Source organism: Pseudoalteromonas sp. TAE56 (assembly GCF_000497955.1).
Taxonomy (GTDB): Bacteria; Pseudomonadota; Gammaproteobacteria; order Enterobacterales; family Alteromonadaceae; genus Pseudoalteromonas.
Genome location: NZ_AUTN01000130.1, coordinates 1 through 18181 on the forward strand (window position 1 = coordinate 1; position 18181 = coordinate 18181).

12 protein-coding genes and 8 tRNA genes are annotated in these 18181 nt (G+C 38.8%); 5 read left to right on the forward strand and 15 right to left on the reverse strand.

Annotation, left to right across the window (positions count from 1 at the left end; all coding sequences use genetic code 11):
* The first annotated feature begins 248 nt into the window (after positions 1 to 248).
* Both L656_RS0114960 and L656_RS0114965 read left to right on the forward strand, forming a co-directional pair.
* Entirely contained in the window at positions 249 to 1664 is a 1416-nt protein-coding gene (locus L656_RS0114960) for an alanine/glycine:cation symporter family protein (RefSeq protein WP_024599808.1), read from the forward strand.
* Positions 1665 to 1829: 165 nt separating this feature from the next.
* Positions 1830 to 3428, forward strand: a complete 1599-nt coding sequence (locus L656_RS0114965) for a BCCT family transporter (RefSeq protein ID WP_024599809.1) — start codon at positions 1830 to 1832, stop codon at positions 3426 to 3428.
* Positions 3429 to 3969: 541 nt separating this feature from the next.
* Here L656_RS0114965 and L656_RS0114970 read toward each other — a convergent pair.
* The 12 genes from L656_RS0114970 to L656_RS0115025 form a co-directional block, all read right to left on the reverse strand.
* Positions 3970 to 4056, reverse strand: a tRNA-Leu gene (locus L656_RS0114970).
* A 38-nt stretch (positions 4057 to 4094) separates the two neighbouring features.
* Positions 4095 to 4168: transfer RNA gene (locus tag L656_RS0114975), tRNA-Cys, on the reverse strand.
* A gap of 19 nt (positions 4169 to 4187) precedes the next feature.
* Positions 4188 to 4263: transfer RNA gene (locus L656_RS0114980), tRNA-Gly, on the reverse strand.
* Between the two features lie 49 nt (positions 4264 to 4312).
* A tRNA-Leu gene (locus tag L656_RS0114985) sits at positions 4313 to 4399 on the reverse strand.
* 39 nt (positions 4400 to 4438) lie between these two features.
* A tRNA-Gly gene (locus L656_RS0114990) sits at positions 4439 to 4514 on the reverse strand.
* Positions 4515 to 4578: 64 nt separating this feature from the next.
* Positions 4579 to 4665, reverse strand: a tRNA-Leu gene (locus tag L656_RS0114995).
* 37 nt (positions 4666 to 4702) lie between these two features.
* Positions 4703 to 4776 (reverse strand) — tRNA-Cys (locus L656_RS0115000).
* A gap of 31 nt (positions 4777 to 4807) precedes the next feature.
* A tRNA-Gly gene (locus L656_RS0115005) sits at positions 4808 to 4883 on the reverse strand.
* Between the two features lie 212 nt (positions 4884 to 5095).
* Positions 5096 to 5641 (reverse strand): CDP-diacylglycerol--glycerol-3-phosphate 3-phosphatidyltransferase, encoded by a 546-nt coding sequence (pgsA, locus tag L656_RS0115010; protein ID WP_033036948.1) that lies wholly within the window; start codon positions 5639 to 5641, stop codon positions 5096 to 5098.
* A 42-nt stretch (positions 5642 to 5683) separates the two neighbouring features.
* Positions 5684 to 7507 carry an excinuclease ABC subunit UvrC gene (uvrC, locus tag L656_RS0115015; protein WP_024599811.1) on the reverse strand — a complete coding sequence of 608 codons (1824 nt, stop codon included), beginning with the start codon at positions 7505 to 7507 and terminating at the stop codon, positions 5684 to 5686.
* Between the two features lie 9 nt (positions 7508 to 7516).
* Positions 7517 to 8167, reverse strand: coding sequence for a UvrY/SirA/GacA family response regulator transcription factor (gene uvrY, locus L656_RS0115020; protein ID WP_007377972.1), 651 nt, complete (start codon positions 8165 to 8167; stop codon positions 7517 to 7519).
* A 108-nt stretch (positions 8168 to 8275) separates the two neighbouring features.
* Entirely contained in the window at positions 8276 to 9427 is a 1152-nt protein-coding gene (locus L656_RS0115025) for a dicarboxylate/amino acid:cation symporter (RefSeq protein ID WP_024599812.1), read from the reverse strand.
* Between the two features lie 362 nt (positions 9428 to 9789).
* Between L656_RS0115025 and cysK the strand changes: the two genes are divergently transcribed.
* Both cysK and L656_RS0115035 read left to right on the forward strand, forming a co-directional pair.
* Positions 9790 to 10758: a cysteine synthase A gene (gene cysK / locus L656_RS0115030; RefSeq protein ID WP_024599813.1), complete on the forward strand. Its 969-nt coding sequence runs from the start codon at positions 9790 to 9792 to the stop codon at positions 10756 to 10758.
* A 141-nt stretch (positions 10759 to 10899) separates the two neighbouring features.
* Positions 10900 to 11334 carry a hypothetical protein gene (locus L656_RS0115035; protein WP_024599814.1) on the forward strand — a complete coding sequence of 145 codons (435 nt, stop codon included), beginning with the start codon at positions 10900 to 10902 and terminating at the stop codon, positions 11332 to 11334.
* A gap of 81 nt (positions 11335 to 11415) precedes the next feature.
* On the opposite strand, the gene L656_RS0115040 is transcribed toward L656_RS0115035, so the two are convergent.
* The gene (locus L656_RS0115040) at positions 11416 to 13692 is read right to left on the reverse strand and encodes an acyl-CoA dehydrogenase (RefSeq protein WP_024599815.1); all 2277 of its coding nucleotides are present in this window, start codon (positions 13690 to 13692) and stop codon (positions 11416 to 11418) included.
* Between the two features lie 167 nt (positions 13693 to 13859).
* On the opposite strand from L656_RS0115040, the gene L656_RS0115045 reads away from it, so the two are divergent.
* Positions 13860 to 15707, forward strand: a complete 1848-nt coding sequence (locus tag L656_RS0115045) for a M2 family metallopeptidase (protein ID WP_024599816.1) — start codon at positions 13860 to 13862, stop codon at positions 15705 to 15707.
* A gap of 67 nt (positions 15708 to 15774) precedes the next feature.
* Here L656_RS0115045 and L656_RS0115050 read toward each other — a convergent pair whose 3' ends face one another.
* Both L656_RS0115050 and L656_RS0115055 read right to left on the reverse strand, forming a co-directional pair.
* On the reverse strand, positions 15775 to 16578 hold the full coding sequence (locus tag L656_RS0115050; protein WP_024599817.1) for a putative porin: 804 nt from the start codon (positions 16576 to 16578) through the stop codon (positions 15775 to 15777).
* 664 nt (positions 16579 to 17242) lie between these two features.
* The gene (locus L656_RS0115055; protein WP_002962833.1) at positions 17243 to 18037 is read right to left on the reverse strand and encodes a putative porin; all 795 of its coding nucleotides are present in this window, start codon (positions 18035 to 18037) and stop codon (positions 17243 to 17245) included.
* Positions 18038 to 18181 lie beyond the last annotated feature (144 nt).

The window sequence follows — 18181 nt, forward strand, 5'->3', positions numbered from 1 at the left end:
TGCCTCGCTATGCGTTGGCGTTTCCCGTCTCAGTGGGGTCGCATTATAGGGAGCGGCGAATTTTACGCAAGCGTTATTTACACAAAATAGTAATTAAAATTAAGCCCCAAGCAAGCACACATGATAAGCACAAGTTACCCACAAAACCCTGTTGATAACTCTGCTTTTGAACTTTAAAACTAAACACTTTTATCCTGATGTGATAAGTTGCGGTCACTTTTTTTAACTCATGTATTTAGGCAGTATCCATGACAGACATAATAAACAGTATAAGTGCCCTTCTATGGGGCCAAGTTCTCGTCTACTTATTAATAGCAGCAGGCCTCTTCTTTACTTTTCGACTAGGCTTTATTCAGTTTGTGCAATTCCCACATATGTTCAAAGTTATGTTTGGCTCTCGTAAATGTGCCGATAACGAAATTTCATCCTTTCAGGCTTTTTGTACTTCGTTAGCTGCCCGCGTTGGTACAGGCAATATGGCTGGTGTTGCTGTTGCCTTATACCTAGGTGGTCCGGGTGCTATTTTTTGGATGTGGCTTATTGCATTAATAGGTATGGCTACAAGCTTTGCTGAAAGTACTTTAGCTCAGGCTTATAAAACAAAGGATGTTGAAGGCAATTTTAGAGGTGGCCCTGCTTATTATATGCAAAACGGTTTAGGTAAACGCTGGATGGGAACTTTATTCTCGCTATGCTTAATTTTAGCCTTTGGTTTGGTATTTAACGCCGTACAGTCAAACTCTATTGCTGCAGCATTTGAAGTAGCGTTTGATGTACCTAAGTATATAGTAGGCATTTGCTTGGTTATTGGCTCTGGTATTATTATTTTTGGTGGTTTGAAAACGATTTCTCGTTTTGCCGAAATGGTTGTGCCATTTATGGCATTAGCTTACTTGTTAGTGGCTCTTTATGTATGTGCTATTAACTTTACTGCACTCCCGGATGTACTCGCCCTTATTATAAAGAGTGCTTTTGGTATTGAACAAGCTGGTGCAGGTGCAATTGGTTATGGTGTTACACAAGCTATGATCCAAGGTATAAAGCGTGGCTTATTCTCAAACGAAGCAGGTATGGGTAGTGCAGCTAATGCCGCAGCTACTGCTACACCTTACCCGCCTCATCCAGCATCACAAGGTTATGTGCAAATGCTAGGTGTATTTATTGATACTATTGTTATTTGTACAGCGACTGCTTCTCTTATTTTACTATCGCAGCAATTAATACCTGAATCTGGTGTTATGGGGATTGAACTTACACAAGCAGCATTACAAGAACATGTCGGCGACTGGGGTACTTACTTTATTGCCATTGCTATATTGTTTTTTGCTTTTACTTCTATTGTGGCTAATTACTCTTACGCTGAAACAAATTTAATGTTTTTAGAGCACAACTCTAATAAAGGTATGTTTATCTTTAGACTTGTTGTTTTAGGTATGGTGATGTTTGGCGCTGTTGGTGAGCTTGGTTTAATTTGGACGCTGGCAGATATATCAATGGGTTTGATGGCTATTGTAAACGTTATAGCGTTATTTATGCTTTCAGGTGTTGTTGTATGGCTTTCTAAAGATTATAACGAGCAACGCAAGAAAGGCCTAATACCTACCTTTGATAAGAGTAAACATCCTAAACTTGCTAAAGAGGTCGATCCCGAGGCCTGGCAGTAAATAATAAACAGCGAGCTACGGCTCGCTTTTTTAGATCTAAAAATTACAAATATTACGCTTAACCATCTCATTTCTTATAAATAAAAAGTTATATTAATTTTAAAACTATTTTATATTTAATTACGTAGGATATTTGAATTAAGTTATCTATAAAAAGGAGACCCGATGGATGACATAACAAAAAAATACAGTATAGACACTACTGATTACCAAGTTGGGCAAGATAATGTACAAAAGTGGGGATTTGATATCCATAACCCAGTATTTGGCATAAGCGCTTTCTTAGTTGTTTTATTTGTAATACTTACCCTAGTTTTTGACCCTACCGTTAGCCGTGATGCACTAACCTCGACTAAAGACGCCATAATTAATCAATTTGATAGTTACTTTATGTTACTAGCCAATGCCTTTGTGATATTTTGCGTTATTTTGGCATTCTCTCCTTTGGGTAAAATTCGTTTAGGCGGCGTAAAAGCTCGTCCAGAACATGGCTATATGTCGTGGCTTTCAATGCTGTTTGCAGCAGGAATGGGTATTGGCTTACTGTTTTGGGGAGTTGCTGAGCCAACTGCATATTATACAGGTTGGTATCATATGCCTATGGGCGTTGAGCCAAACTCACCGCAAGCACACTCATTGGCTTTGGGTGCAACCATGTACCACTGGGGTTTACATGGCTGGGCGATTTACGCGGTTGTTGGATTAAGCTTGGCTTTTTTTGCATTTAATAAAGGCCTTCCTTTATCAATACGTTCTGTTTTTTATCCATTATTTGGTGATCGTGCCTGGGGGTGGCTTGGTCATATCATCGATATACTCGCTGTACTGTCTACTTTATTTGGTTTAGCTACATCGCTAGGCCTTGGCGCTCAACAAGCTACCAGCGGGATAAATTATCTGTTAGGCACTGATTACGGGACTGCTTTTCAAATATCTGTTATTGGTTTAGTAACGTGTATTGCAATTTTCTCTGTTATTAGAGGTATTGAGGGCGGTGTTAAAGTACTGAGCAATGTTAATTTAATTTGTGCATTTATTTTATTATTAGTTGTTATTGCCCTTACTTTCTCTGATGCAATTACTGCTGTTTGGTTTACCCTTGGGGCGTACGTAGAACACTTTGTACCTTTAAGCAATCCTTTTAATAGACCCGATGAAGATTGGATGCACTCTTGGACTGTGTTTTATTGGGCATGGTGGATATCATGGTCGCCGTTTGTTGGGATGTTTATTGCTCGAGTTTCAAAGGGGCGCACTGTACGCGAGTTTTTACTCGTCGTCATTGGCCTACCAACGCTTCTTAGTTTGGTTTGGATGGGGGTATTCGGAAATATGGCAATTACACAAGTTATAGATAAAGTTGGCCCACTTGGACAAAATGGTTTAACTGATATCTCAGTGACTTTATTTCAGGTATACGAGCAGTTACCACTTTCTAGTTTTATTTCTATTATTTCTATAGCACTCGTTTTGGTATTTTTTATAACGTCGTCTGATTCAGGATCGCTTGTAATAGATGGTATAACTTCGGGCGGTAAAATAGATGCACCAGTGCCACAACGTATATTTTGGGCTACAGTCGAAGGCGTGATTGCAGCAGTATTGCTTTGGGTTGGTGGCTCGCAAGCATTGCAAGCGCTTCAGTCGGGCGTAGTTACTACAGCTTTGCCGTTTTCAATAGTACTTATTTTAATGTGTATTGCGCTTATTCAAGGCTTGTTGAGCGAGTATCCAATTTACAAAGCTCAGAGTAAACTGCAATAACAATTTATCCTTTATAAGCGATCCTCAAGGGTCGCTTATAAAACACTAGCAATTCGTATAACTAAGTACTAAACGCATTTCTTATACTCCTATCTTAAATTTATTTTAGACACCGCACTTCTATTACATTCATTAATGCCACCCCTCGTTAAAACTTAACTATTTTTAGAGAGCAAACCTTACGTTAGCAGAGTTAAAAGCATTTGATTTACTAAAACATAGGTGCAGGAGTAATTGCCAAGAAAATTGAATAGCCAGCGTTCTGATTTTTTCTTTGTTATTAACAGGTGCTCTTATTCACAACTAATTATACCAATTCAGTTAATTTAACCAGATTGGATAAAAGCATTAACGGTTAAATACAAACTGGCAGCTTTATAAATGTATGATGATGAAACTTTAAGATATTAAAAAATAGATATTAAAGGTAAGTAGGTATTAAAAATAAGATTGGGAATCTAAATAAGGATAATTTTTGAATATTTTAAAAATAGAGTGATTTAGAATTTAAATGAATTTTATCTGAGGATTTTAGTAAAAATGGTGCCCGAGGCCGGACTTGAACCGGCACGACTTGTTAGTCGAGGGATTTTAAATCCCTTGTGTCTACCAATTCCACCACTCGGGCATCGAGTTTGCTAATTAAAGCGTGTGGAGTAAATTATATGGAGGCGGAACCCGGAGTCGAACCGAGGTAAACGGATTTGCAATCCGGTGCATGGCCACTCTGCCATTCCGCCTAAATGTATCCAAATAATTTGGAGCGGTACACGAGGCTCGAACTCGTGACCTCGACCTTGGCAAGGTCGCGCTCTACCAACTGAGCTAGTACCGCAAAATACTGTTTTATTAACTTTAAATTATCTTGGTAAAATAATTTAAAGTGGTGCCCGAGGCCGGACTTGAACCGGCACGACTTGTTAGTCGAGGGATTTTAAATCCCTTGTGTCTACCAATTCCACCACTCGGGCATCGAGTTTGCTATTAAAAGCAAGTGGATAAAACTAATATGGAGCGGTACACGAGGCTCGAACTCGTGACCTCGACCTTGGCAAGGTCGCGCTCTACCAACTGAGCTAGTACCGCATCATATTAATTCTAAATTAATCATTTTATAAATTACACTTGGTAATGTAATTAAACCACATAGTGGTGCCCGAGGCCGGACTTGAACCGGCACGACTTGTTAGTCGAGGGATTTTAAATCCCTTGTGTCTACCAATTCCACCACTCGGGCATCGAGTTTGCTAATTAAAGCGTGTGGAGTGTTGAAATGGAGGCGGAACCCGGAGTCGAACCGAGGTAAACGGATTTGCAATCCGGTGCATGGCCACTCTGCCATTCCGCCCCAACATTGGGGTAATAACCTAAGATAAACTTGGAGCGGTACACGAGGCTCGAACTCGTGACCTCGACCTTGGCAAGGTCGCGCTCTACCAACTGAGCTAGTACCGCATTTTATTTATCAGCTATTTGAATTAACACATGATGATTTATGTGAACATTCAGGTAACTGATTAATTACCGTTTTGTTTATCTCGGGGGCTATGCCCTCTCAACACGGACGCATTCTACAGAGATTATTAAACGCGTCAATACAAAAAATGCTAGTTTTGAACTGTTTGCTTGTTTTTTATCTAAAACGGTGCGTTATTATACATTTAGAGTTAATTTTTAGTCAATTCACCCCATGCTGCACGTAAATATTGCATCATAGAACTCAAGGTTAAAAAGGTCGCAATGTACAGTAATCCAAAACTTAAATAGTTCATCCACGTATCATATTGCCAAATCAAACCGATAATGGCTAACATTTGTGCAGCCGTCTTTATTTTACCCATGTTTGAAACAGCCACGTTACCGCGCTTGCCCTGCTCTGCCATCCATTCGCGAAGTGCAGATATAATAATTTCACGGCTTATAATAATAAGAGCAGGTATTGTCATATACATAGTTTGATACTGATCGGCTAATGCAACAAGAGCAGCACATACCATTACTTTATCAGCAACAGGATCTAGAAAAGCACCAAAAGGAGTTGATTGCTCAAGCTTTCTTGCTAAATAACCGTCTAGTATATCGGTAATCGATGCAAGCCAAAAAATAAAGGCGGCAGCAAAAAATGCCCAGCTATAAGGCAAATAAAATATCACCAAAAAAACGGGGATAAGAAAAAGTCTAAATGTTGTAAGTGTGTTTGGAATATTCCACATAACTACTTGGATATGTCTTTTTGGCTATATTCGCATGAAGGGCTAGCCCTTGTCATGCAAATGGTTAAATATCTTCTCAGCCATGTCAGGGCTGATCCCAGGAACTTTCTTTAACTGTTCTATATTAGCAGCTTTTACACCTTGCATGCCCCCTAAATATTTTAATAATGTTTGGCGACGCTTAGAACCTACTCCATTTATTTCTTCTAATAGTGATTGTGTTCGTTGTTTTTGTCGTTTATTACGATGCCCAGCAATTGCAAAACGGTGAGACTCATCACGTATATGCTGAATCAAATGAAGCGCAGGTGCATCTGAATCCATCGGAATAGTTTTGCGTCCACCGTCAATCAATAATGTTTCAAGACCGGGTTTGCGACTCGTTCCTTTTGCAACACCTACTAATAAAGGCATTTTTGTGTGCGGCCAATTAGAAAAATACTGCTCAGCGCGCCCTAACTGCCCCTTACCACCATCAATAAAGATAACGTCTGGAATTTTGTCTTCGTCTACTAACTTGTTATAGCGTTTGTTAAGTGCAAATTCCATTGCAGCATAATCATCGCCACCAGTTATACCTGTTACGTTGTAGCGCCTATACTCTTTTGTATTTGGGCCTTGTGAGTCAAATACAACACAACTTGCAACGGTGTTCTCCCCCATGGTGTGGCTTATATCAAAACACTCCATTCGGGTAATATCGTCAAGTCGCAGTGTTGCTTTTAATTGTGCATAACGTTTATTAATAGAGTCTTGGGTACTTTGTTTAACCGCAATACTGTTTAATGCATTTTTATTTGCGAGTTGTAGGTATTGCGCACGCTCACCCCGAGTGACAACTTTAAGAGTTACTTTACGTTCACTTATTTGTGAGAGTGCTTCGCCGAGCGCCGCGCTTTCTTCTATTTCAAACGGTAATATGATTTCTTTTGCAATACGCCCAGTTGCTCCTGGCGCTAAATAATATTGTCCTAAAAATGAGGTCAATATTTCTTGTTCACTCGAATCTTTAGGTACTTTTGGAAAATAGGTTTTACTACCCAGCACTTTATGATCGCGGATCATTAATAAATGAATACCGTTTAACCCGTTTAAATGCGCAAAACCGACAACATCCATTTCTGCAAAGTTACCAGAAATAGACTGTTGCTCCTGCATTTTACGAAGTAGCATTATTTGGTCGCGAACTTTTGCCGCTAATTCAAAGTTTAGCTGCAGGCTGGCTGCTTCCATTTTTTTTATTAAATCAGCAATAACTTCGTGAGATTTACCTGTTAAAAATTTACGAACATAATCAACCTGCTCGCTGTAATCATCATCCGTTACTTTATTTACACATGGAGCTGAGCAACGTTTAAGTTGATATTGCAGACACGGGCGACTTCTTGCGCGGTAATAAGCATCTTCACATTGACGAACAGGAAATATTTTTTGCATTAAGCGCAAGCTTTCAGATACCGCTCCTGCGCTTGGGAAAGGCCCAAAGTACTCGCCTTTAATTTTACGACTGCCACGATGAAACGCTAAACGTGGGTGTTTATGGCTAGTTAGTAAAATATAGGGGTACGACTTATCGTCGCGCAATAATATGTTGTAGCGAGGCTGATATTTTTTTATTAGGTTATTTTCAAGCAGCAGCGCTTCGGTTTCAGTATTGGTGAGAGTGACTTCAATGTCACTAATATTACTCACTAAAACGCGTGTTTTGCTATCGGTAATATTACTTCTAAAGTAACTGCTAACACGCTTTTTTAGATGCTTAGCTTTACCAACATAAATAACTTGGCTGTCACTATCAAGCATTCGGTATACACCCGGCTCGCTTGATAGCGTTTTGAGAAAATGTACGTGATCAAATTCAGACATAAATTATAGTTAGTACGAAACGTCTATATCAATCATTTTATGACGAATAGCTAAATGGGTAAGCTCAACATCGCCACCTACATTTAACTTTTCAAACATACGGTAGCGATAGCTATTTACTGTTTTAGAGCTTAGATTTAAACGCTCTGCTATATCTTGTGCTTTTTCACCTTTGGTGATCATAAGCATAATTTGCAGCTCTCGCTCAGATAAACTCTGAAAAGGGTTTTCATCTGTGCGGCCTGTTACTTGTGCAAGCGCTATCTGCTGTGCAATTTCAGGGGCAATATAACGCTGACCAGCATGAACGCAACGAATAGCACGAACCATTTCGTCAGAGCCTGCACCTTTAGTTAAAAAGCCATGAGCGCCAATTTGCATTACCTTGCTCGGAAACGGATCCTCACAATTAACAGTAAGCACAATAATTTTTACATCTGGGCAGTAACGACAAATCTTTTTAGTCGCTTCTAATCCGCCCATGCCTGGCATATTCATATCCATTAATACTATGTTTGGCGCATGCTGACGACAAAACTGTACAGCCTCTTCGCCAGTTTTAGCTTCGCCAATTACTTTAAACCCTCGTACGTCATCAAGAATACGCTTGATTCCTGTTCGTACAAGTTCATGGTCATCAACTAAAAGTACATTAATCAATGGAACATCCTCACTTACCTAACAACATGCAATTTAATTAAATTAATTTGCCACAGTAACATACATAAAGCGAAACAATAATTAATATTATTGCCTCACTCTAATAGTTTAAGCTGACGATTTTTCGCTAAATCTGTCAACCCATAACGCAATGATACCATCACCCGTTACATTACACGCAGTACCAAAGCTATCTTGTGCTAAATAAAGTGCAATCATTAATGCTACAGCACCTTCATTAAACCCAAGCATGCTTGTTAATAAACCAAGCGCCGACATGACTGCACCGCCTGGAGCACCTGGAGCTGCAATCATTACCACACCTAACATCATAATAAATGGCAGCATACCCATTAATGAAGGAACTTCCATGCTTGGCGATAAAAACATAACAGCCATTGCACAGGTTACTATTGTTATAGTTGAGCCAGATAAGTGAATAGTCGCGCAAAGCGGCACAGTAAAATTAGCTACATCTTCTTTAACATTATTTGCCTTACTTGATTGTAGCGATACTGGAATCGTTGCTGCACTCGACATAGTACCTAACGCAGTAAAGTAAGCTGGGAGCATATTTTTAACTAATTCGATTGGATTACGTTTTAACAATATACCTGTCGCTATATATAAAACGCTTAACCATAACCAATGCATAACAAGCGCAGCAACTAGTACTACACCAAATGTTTGCAATGTATCAACCACAGTGCCCGCTACCGTCATTTCGGCAAATACGCCAGCAATGTAAAATGGTAAAGCAGGTATAATTACTTTTGATAATAACCCGTCAATTACATCTCGCCCCTGATCAGACACCTTTTTAAGTGTATCAAGTTCTAATTGGCTCATGCCTATACCAAATACAAAAGCAGTCACTAATGCGGTCATTACACCCATCAGAGGTGGAATTTCTAAATCAATAAAACTGCCAATTTCAGTTGCAACTTCAGCTTCAAAAGTAATGCCACCACTTAAAAAAGGTATAACAGCACTTACTAATAAAAATGCAAGCGTACCTGCAATAATGGTAGAGCTGTAAGCAAACCCGACTGTTTTACCAAGTAAGTGACCAGACCCTTTTGGTAGGCCAGCAATACCCGATGCAATAAAAAACAAAATGATAAGAGGGATGGTAAAGGAGATAATTTGACCAATCAGCTCTTTTACTGTAAATAAAAGTTCAACACCAGTTATAGGTACATATAGTCCGACTAAGATACCGGCCACAATACCGGCAATTAATTTTAAGATTAACTTCATTGTGATTGCTTAATTGAATTTAGATACGTGTTTTTATCATGTTTTAGACGCATTGTGTGATAAAACTATTCAAGTTACATTTATATGCACAAATAACGAACAAATGCAGCTTGATCTAGAGCTCTTTTGAACATTTTTTGACTAAACGAGTTTTTACTCTTTAAATCTCAAATTAAGCCCGCACCTACAATAACTAAAGCACCGTTAATAATTGATTTTTATTTCGACTGGTTATAAGCCCAATAAATATATGTTATAGCCAAACTTTACTTTAGTTTTTTTAAACTCACAGTAAAGTGTGTATGTATAGTTAGTAGCAAAGGCTATTAGCACGTTGATCAGATTGTATCCAAAGGAACATTATGTCTACTATTTTTGAAGATAACTCACTAACTATTGGTAATACGCCGCTAGTAAAACTTAATCGTGTTACGGGTGGGAATGTATACGCTAAAGTTGAATCTCGTAATCCAAGCTTTAGTATCAAATGCCGTATTGGTGCATCAATGATTTGGGAAGCTGAAAAGTCAGGTCAGCTTGTTGAAGGTAAAGAACTTATTGAGCCAACATCAGGTAACACTGGTATTGCACTTGCATTTGTTGCAGCTGCTCGTGGTTACAAGTTAACACTTACTATGCCAAACACTATGAGCCTTGAACGTCGCAAGCTATTAAAAGCACTAGGTGCAAACCTAGTACTTACCGACGGTGCTAAAGGTATGAATGGCGCAATTGAAAAAGCAAAAGAAATTCAAGCAACCGCACCTGATAAATATATTTTATTACAACAATTCGAAAACCCTGCAAATCCTAAAATTCACTTTGAAACAACAGGCCCAGAAATTTACGATGCACTTGACGGAAAAGTAGACTTTTTTGTAGCCGGTGTAGGTACAGGCGGTACTATTACAGGTGTTAGCCGTTACCTTAAAACAGAAAAAGGTCTAAACGTTAAATCTATTGCTGTTGAACCAACTAACTCTCCAGTTATTAGCCAAACGCTTGCCGGTGAAGAAATTAAACCAGGCCCTCATAAAATCCAAGGCATTGGTGCAGGCTTTATCCCTGGTAACTTAGATATGGACTTAATTGATGCAGCTGAGCTTGTATCTAACGAAGATGCAATTGCAATGGCGCATCAGTTAATGAAAAAAGAAGGTATTTTAGTCGGTATTTCGTCAGGTGCAGCGGTTGTTGCAGCTAAGCGAATTGCTGAAAAACCTGAAAACGCAGATAAAAATATTGTTGTTATCCTACCTAGTGCAACTGAGCGTTACTTATCAAGCCCAATGTTTGATGAAGAGTTTAGTGAGCAAGAGCTAGTGCAATAAGCAATTCTAAAATTTTAAAAGGATGCTTTAGGCATCCTTTTTTATTATTTATTATCCAATTTTCTATTTATTGCCCGCCATACCTTTACATCTTCATAGATAAACCACACACTTTAAAAAAACTAATTAATAATAATTAATATGAAAAAAATCACGAGTTTATTAAGTTTGGTTCTCTGTTTATTTTTATCAGCCTGCGGTGACGATACCAAAACACTTGGCGACACTCCTGGCGATACAGCAACCGCTTATTTTGATGCGCTTTATAACCAGCAAGACCTTCAAAAAGCCAGCACCATGGCAACACCCAACCTTACACGCATAATGAAATCCTACGGTACTGCTAAACAGTTTTCCCGTAACTTAGTAAATATGCAATACGATGAAGTAACCATTGAAGTTGATATGACCAATATGAGCGTCCGTGAGCAGTACGGTGATAATGCCAAAATAAACCTTATTTTTACCGGCTATTTAAATGGTGATAAAATTGACGAAATGCGCAGCGTAAAAATGCTTCGTAAAAAGGGGAAATGGTACATAGATAAAATTGTTGCCGACCCTTACGCTCGTTAAAAGAAATGAATTACACATAAAAAGGCCTTACATTTGTAAGGCCTTTTTGATCATGCTTGAGTTAGTATTTAAAGTAGTGCGCTACAGCTCACCTGGTTGAAAATTATCAACTGCAATGGCTTTCTTTCGTAACTTATTAGCGTGATGCATTGCATCAGCATCCGTTTGCTCTAACAACTTATTTTCAAGTGCATAGTTAATAGCGCCTTCAATATTAAGCGTTGTTGGCACACTGCCCTTGCGCTGCCATTGTTTTAAATCTTTAAACTGCGCTTGCATGTCGTGCATTGCTAAAAATGCATTTTCCATTACGCCTGTACCTGCATTTTCATCTACATAACATAAGTGTGTTAAGCGGTTTCTAAATACACCCGGTTGAGTCATACGCTCACAAATACTTTGTGCTATTTCATCACTTGGTCTGTGGTAATGATTTCCAAGCGGGAACACGATACGTTTAAGGATAAAATTAACAACCGGATTTGAAAAGTTTTTAAAGAAGCCATTAAACGCTTGGCCAATTTCAAATAATGAGTTCTCAATTGCATATTTTACGAATGGTAAATCAGCTTGTTGGCGCCCTTCGTCTTCATAACGTTTTAAAACAGTTGATGCTAAGTACAAATGACTTAATACATCACCCAAACGTGCCGATATCATTTCTTTACGTTTAAGTTCACCGCCAAGCATTAACATAGCCACGTCTGTGCAAATAGCTAAGCCTCGGCTCATTCTACTCAATTGTTTATAATAAACAGCCGTTTCACCACCTACAGGGGCTTTAGCAAAACAACTACGTGTCAAGCCATGCACAAATGCCATGCCTGCATTACTTGCTGCAAATATTATATGGTTCATTAATAAACCATCAAATTGTTCAAGTGCTGCGTCGTCATCTTCCATGGCAGCGGCTTCCATTTCTTTTAAAACAAAAGGATGACAGCGTGTTGCACCTTGGCCAAATATCATTAAGTTACGCGTTAAAATATTCGCGCCTTCAACCGTAATTGATACTGGAATACCCATATAGCCATGCGCCAAATAGTTATTAGGCCCTACTTGAATTCCTTTACCTGAATGAATATCCATTGCATCGTTCATTACCATACGACCCATTTCAGTCATATGGTATTTAGCAATCGCTGTTACAACCGATGGGCTTAATTTTAAATCAATCGCACCTGCGGTCATTAATCTGCACGACTCAAGTGTGTAAGTTAAACCACCAATACGTGCAAGTGCCTCTTGCACTCCTTCAAACTGCCCTATAGATACACCAAACTGCTGGCGTACCATGGCGTATGCCGATGTCATTTTTGAAGCTAAATGTCCAGTTGCTGCACTCAATGCTGGTAGTGATATACCACGCCCTGCACTTAAACACTCAACAAGCATTCTCCAGCCACGCCCTGCACACTCTTGTCCACCAATGATCCAATCCAGTGGTATAAATACATCTTTACCGTAAGTGGTACCATTCATGAAGGCCATATTAAGTGGATAATGACGCTCACCCGTTTCGACACCCGGATGATCGGTTGGTATAAGCGCACACGTTATGCCTAGCTCTTTTTTATCACCTAATAAAGCGTCTGGATCATACATTTTAAATGCTAAGCCGAGAACAGTAGCAACGGGTGCAAGCGTAATGTAACGCTTTGACCAATTTAAACGCAGGCCCATTACTTGCTCGCCATTGTGCTCACCCATACACACCACACCGGAATCAGGAATGCTGCCAGCATCAGAGCCCGCCTCTGGTCCCGTTAATGCAAAACAAGGAACATCTGTACCATTTGCTAAACTTGGCAGCCAACGATCTTGCTGCTCTTTAGTACCATAGTGAAGAAGTAACTCACCTGGACCTAAGCTATTAGGCACCATAACAGTGACTGCGGCTGTTAAGCTTTTAGTCGAAATTTTTGACACTATCGTTGAATTAGCAATTGCCGAGAACTCACGACCGCCAAATTTTTCAGGAATGATCAGCGCAAAAAAACCTTCTGTTTTTAGGTAATCCCACACTTCTTTTGGTAAGTCTTTGTCTTTTTGTACAATTTGATAATCATCAAGCATCGCCAATAAGGTTTCTACTTGGTTAGCCATAAATGCGTTTTCTTTATCGCTAAGCTCTGGTTTAGGAAAGCGGTGCAGTTTTTGCCAATCTGGGTTCCCACTAAATAACTCACCATCCCACCAAACATCACCTGCTTCCATCGCCTCTCGCTCTGTTTGCGATAATGGCGGAAGCACCTTTTTGAACATTTTAAACGTAGGACGACTAATCAAGTTTAGGCGAATATCTTTAACCGCAAAAATAACCACCACCACGACCAGCAATATTATAAATATTAACATGCGCACATTCCTTACACATTGAATGAAAATAGTAACTTAATTATGACCCATCTTAATTTAAATACAATCATTGCACGACGAGTCGTGAGCCTTAACGCATCCATTTTATTGTTTTAAACATCACTGCTATTATCAACGTTTTAATAACAATAAATTAAAGGAATAGCATGATCCCCTTTCGATTTAAACTAAGTATGAGCGCCTTAATGGTAGCAAGTACTCTTGCTTTAACGGCCTGCGATGCAGAAGTAACGATAGACACTACCGATTCAGCACACACTAAAAAAGCTGTAACAGCTAAAGGTGCAAAAACATTTATAACAAACACAGAAAAAGAACTAAGTGCACTTTATTTAGAATCGAGCCGTGCAGAATGGATTTACGCAAACTTTATTACTCATGATACGTCGGCTCTATCGGCTGAAGTTAACCGTAAAATGACCGAAACAGTCGTGCGTTTAGCCAATGAAGCTGCAAAATATGATGAACTAGAGCTTGATTACGATGCTCGCCGTAAGCTTGATAAACTAAAACTCGCACTTACACTTCCTGCCCCACAAGACGCTGATAAAACTGCGCAACTTTCACAAATTGTCGCAGAGCTTGGCGGGCTATACGGTAAGGGTAAATACTGTAAAGAAGACGGCAGCTGTTTAAGCCTTGGCGACATGACTTCAAAAATGGCCACCAGCCGAGATTACAACGAACTACTTGATTTATGGCAAGGCTGGCGTCAAATATCAAAACCAATGCGCTCACTTTACGAGCAACAAGTAGTACTGACCAACGAAGGTGCAAAGGAGCTTGGTTATGCCGATATGGGCGCTATGTGGCGCAGTAAATACGATATGCCTGCTGATGACTTCACCACCGAGCTTGACCGTATTTGGGGCCAAGTTAAACCACTGTATAACTCGCTACACTGCCATGTTCGCGCAAAGTTAGGTGAAAAGTATGGCACCGACAAAGTACCTCAAGATCAGCCAATACCAGCGCACTTACTTGGTAATATGTGGGCGCAAGCATGGGGTAATATTTACGATGTAGTTGCACCAGAAAACGCCGATCCGGGTTACGACGTAACCGAGTTATTAGCTCAAAATAATTACGACGAACTTAAAATGGTAAAAGGGGCTGAAAACTTTTTTACCTCAATGGGTTTTGACGCACTACCAGAGACATTTTACGAGCGTTCACTGTTTGTAAAACCAAAAGACAGAGATGTGCAGTGTCATGCATCAGCATGGAATATCGATAGCAAAGACGATTTACGCATTAAAATGTGTATTCAGCGCACAGGCGAAGAATTTTCAGTTATTCATCATGAATTAGGTCATAACTTTTATCAGCGCGCTTATAATAAACAGCCTTTATTTTATCAAGAAAGTGCAAACGATGGTTTTCATGAAGCCATTGGAGACACCATTGCCTTATCGGTTACACCGGGTTACTTAAAAGAAATCGGCTTACTTGAACAAGTTCCTGATGAATCTAAAGATATTGGTTTATTAATGAAAATGGCACTTGATAAAGTCGCCTTTGTGCCGTTTAGCTTAATGGTTGATCAGTGGCGCTGGCAGGTATTTTCAGGGGAAGTAGCACCAGAAAATTACAATAAAGCATGGTGGGAACTACGTGAAAAGTACCAAGGAGTGCAAGCTCCTATCGCACGTAGCGAAAATGATTTTGATCCGGGTGCTAAGTACCACGTTCCGGGTAACACGCCTTATACACGTTACTTTTTAGCGCATATTTTACAATTTGAGTTTCATCGCAGCTTATGTGAAATTGCCGGTAACGATAAAGCCATTCATCGCTGCTCTATTTATAACTCAAAAGATGCAGGGGATAAGCTAAACGCTATGCTTGAAATGGGTTCGTCTCGCCCTTGGCAAGAAGCGCTTGAAACTGTAACAGGTAAGCCGCAAATGGATGCAACAGCAATGCTCGATTACTTTGCACCATTACAAACTTATTTAGATAAACAAAACGAAGGCCGCAACTGCGGCTGGTAAATAGCGCTGAACAAAAAGCCCGCTCAAATGAGCGGGCTTTTTATTCATATTCTAATTTTCTGTTAAATTAGAACTGTAAGCTTACATTTGCAAAGTAGGCATCATAATCAGAATCATCCCAGTTATTGCCGTAACCTGCTTCTAAACCAACATTGTTGTTGAAAAAGTGTTGAGCACCAAGAGTGTAATCATCATTTTTATTAACTGTAACAAAAACTGATGTTGCTTTGCTGAAATAGTAGTTAGATGCTAATTCCCAGTTACTTGAACCGCCATCAACATCTTCAAATTTACCTTCAACAGTCAAGTAGTTACCTTGCTGTAAATCAACAAAGTACTTAGCTGCTACTGCACGGTAATCAAACTCATCATCTGCTGTTACTGTAAAGCCGATATAATCAGTGCTGTTTAACTGGTGGTTATACGCTAAGTCAAACACAAATTGATTGTCAGCATCTTCTACATCAACAAACGTTGCTTTTAATACAAGGTTTGGGTTAAAGAAGTAACCAGCTGAAAGTTCAATTACATCCGTGCTTGAGCCAAAATCACTATCGAAATTATTGTACTGTGCACCTAATACAAAATCTTCTACAAAATACTCACCGCCAACGCTAGTAACATCTACAAAATCATTATCACTGTATGCACCATAAACATTTGTTTGCTTATTGATGTATTCAAATTGATCGTAAGGACCTAAAGTCGCTTTTGGAGAAAAATAATACGTTGAGTCAACACTTAATGTGTCATCACCATCTACGTCCACATATCCTACATGGCTAATTGATTGGTAAGTATCTGCGGCTATTGCAGTGGTTGCAGCGCTTGATAATAAAATGCTCGAAATGATAACGGCTAATTTTTTCATTTTAAATTCCCTATAAATATTACTTTAATGCCTCAGCTGTCTAGCCAAAGTCGGGGCGCATCCTAACGCCAGAAAAATGAACAAAAACTGAACGAAAAGTCAAATTAAAACCAATGGAGTTGTAATAATTTACATGCAAATGTAAATACAAAGTATCCATTAAATCTACAAGACAATATCATGTCATCATTTAAATTCAAAAAGTAACAAATACGGTACAAACTGTCGCTAAATCGAACACAACTGAATTATTCGATAAACCTCATCAATATAATTTCCTCTCACTAATTTTTTTTAATTTCTCAAAAAAATTACTCTGTTTAATTCATTTTTTCTGTATTTATAATGAAAAATAGGTTTGTATCAGTGCATATTTTTATCTGTTTTTTCCAATAACTATTGTTTACTAGCAAAAACAACTCCAATTCTTACTATTTTATAGCTATTATCATCGACTGCACTTAATGGCTTTAATAACAATTTAGCCATTCATGGCGACTCTATTTATAACTTAAAGGAGTTATTTAGATGAGCATGATAAAGGCCGTAATTATGGCTGGTAAAAGTTTATAGTTGAAAGCTCAAACGTTTAAAAACGACAAAGCCCGCTAAATTTAGCGGGCTTTTTAATATTACTTTTGTATTAACTAAGTACGGGACTTAATTAAAACTGAAAACGCATGTTAGCAAAGTACGCATCGTTGTCAGAATCATCAGCGTTGTTTTCGTAACCCACCTTTACACCAATATTTTTATTGATGAAGTGTTGAGCACCAAAGCTATAAGTATCTTGCTTATTGTAGTTAGCAAATACAGATGTTGCTTTTGAGAAGTAGTAGTTAGTTTCTGCTACCCATTGGTTTTCTGCATCATCAATACTTTCGTATTTACCTTCAAATGTTAGGTAGTTACCTTGCTGCAAATCAATAAAGTATTTAGCAGCCACTGCACGGTAATCAAAATCGTCGTCTGATGTAAGTGTAACACCAACGTAATCAGTGCTGTTTAGCATGTAGTTGTAAGCTAAATCAAATAATGCGTAATCATCGCCGTCTTTATTTTCAACTAGTGTTACTTTTGCAAGTAAATCAGGGTTGAAAAAGTAACCACCCGTCAGTTTATAAAGCTCACTGTTAGAACCTGAATCTGGGTCTAGGTTTTCGTAAGATGCGCCAACAACAAATTCATTAATGAAGTATTCACCACCAACTGATGTTAAATCGCCAAAGTCGTCATCAGCATAGCCACCATATACGTTAGTTTGTTTATTGATGTATTCAAACTGATCGTACGGGCCTAAAGTTTTTTTAGGAGATAAATAGTAAATAGAATCTACAGCAACAGTATCGTTGTTATCGCTATTTTTGTAGCTTAGGTTACTAATTGAATTATAGCTGTCTGCAGCAGCCGCAGTGCTAGATAATAAAATGCTCGAAATAATAACTGCTAATTTTTTCATTGTAAGACTTCCCTATGTACATTGCTTTTTATGCTCTAGCTGTATTGCTAAAGTCGAGGCACATGCTAACGTTAGGAAACTGAATGAAAACTTAACTAACCAGTTGTATTTATTAAGTTAATTGTAAGGAAGTGTTGTAAACTG

Bases quoted from the DNA above. Each gene is read 5' to 3' on its own strand.
- uvrC (WP_024599811.1), bottom strand. From the start codon at position 7,507: ATGTCTGAATTTGATCACGTACATTTTCTCAAAACGCTATCAAGCGAG.
- L656_RS0115035 (WP_024599814.1), top strand. From the start codon at position 10,900: ATGAAAAAAATCACGAGTTTATTAAGTTTGGTTCTCTGTTTATTTTTA.
- L656_RS0115025 (WP_024599812.1), bottom strand. From the start codon at position 9,427: ATGAAGTTAATCTTAAAATTAATTGCCGGTATTGTGGCCGGTATCTTA.
- L656_RS0115045 (WP_024599816.1), top strand. From the start codon at position 13,860: ATGATCCCCTTTCGATTTAAACTAAGTATGAGCGCCTTAATGGTAGCA.
- pgsA (WP_033036948.1), bottom strand. From the start codon at position 5,641: ATGTGGAATATTCCAAACACACTTACAACATTTAGACTTTTTCTTATC.
- L656_RS0115040 (WP_024599815.1), bottom strand. From the start codon at position 13,692: ATGTTAATATTTATAATATTGCTGGTCGTGGTGGTGGTTATTTTTGCG.
- L656_RS0114960 (WP_024599808.1), top strand. From the start codon at position 249: ATGACAGACATAATAAACAGTATAAGTGCCCTTCTATGGGGCCAAGTT.
- L656_RS0114965 (WP_024599809.1), top strand. From the start codon at position 1,830: ATGGATGACATAACAAAAAAATACAGTATAGACACTACTGATTACCAA.
- cysK (WP_024599813.1), top strand. From the start codon at position 9,790: ATGTCTACTATTTTTGAAGATAACTCACTAACTATTGGTAATACGCCG.
- L656_RS0115050 (WP_024599817.1), bottom strand. From the start codon at position 16,578: ATGAAAAAATTAGCCGTTATCATTTCGAGCATTTTATTATCAAGCGCT.
- L656_RS0115055 (WP_002962833.1), bottom strand. From the start codon at position 18,037: ATGAAAAAATTAGCAGTTATTATTTCGAGCATTTTATTATCTAGCACT.